This is a genomic window from Aminobacter sp. P4_D5, assembly GCF_056401815.1.
Window position 1 is genome coordinate 1 of record NZ_JBFUIP010001307.1, and the last position, 536, is coordinate 536.

At 70.9% G+C, this 536-nt stretch carries 2 protein-coding genes; both read right to left on the bottom strand.

Translation table 11 applies throughout. The features are described from left to right. The coding region (locus AC1DWF_RS38090; RefSeq protein ID WP_476843583.1) for an SDR family NAD(P)-dependent oxidoreductase at positions 1–327 on the bottom strand (327 nt) is incomplete at its 3' end. Further along, positions 317–536, bottom strand: a 220-nt coding sequence (locus AC1DWF_RS38095) for a hypothetical protein (RefSeq protein WP_476843584.1), incomplete at its 5' end; no start/stop codon positions are given. The genes AC1DWF_RS38095 and AC1DWF_RS38090, both read right to left, overlap by 11 nt.

Sequence of the window (536 nt, forward strand, 5' to 3'; positions counted from 1 at the left end):
CTGCCAATCCGCCGGCGACATCTCGGCGATGCTCGCCCATTGCCCCATCGCGCCCGCGGCATGGGCGAGCAGCGAGATGCCGCCCATCGCCTCGGCCGCCGCATCGATGGCGGATTGGGTGGCCTCCGCATCGGCGAGGTCGGCCTGTACGGCATGCGCCTGGCGGCCCTTCGCGCTGATGGCTTCGAGCACCGCCTCGGCCTCCTCGACTCGGCTGCGGTAGAGGATGGCGACATCGGCGCCTCGCTCCGCGCCGGCCAGCGCGATGGCGCGGCCCACGCCGCGGCTACCGCCGACGACCAGCAGGCGCTGCCCCTCAAGCTCCATCGGAGATTCCCAATCCGCGCATGAGGAAGGCCACGACCTCGGCCTCCGCCTCGGCGCCCGGTATCAGGTCGCGGATATGCCAGCGGCGGAGCGAGAGCATCACGGGCAGGAAGGTGACGATGTCGGCGGCCAGCTTCCCAGCACCGGGAAGCTTCATGCCGGCCTCACGCGCCTCGTCGATAAGCCGGCCGAAGCGCTCGATGAAGATC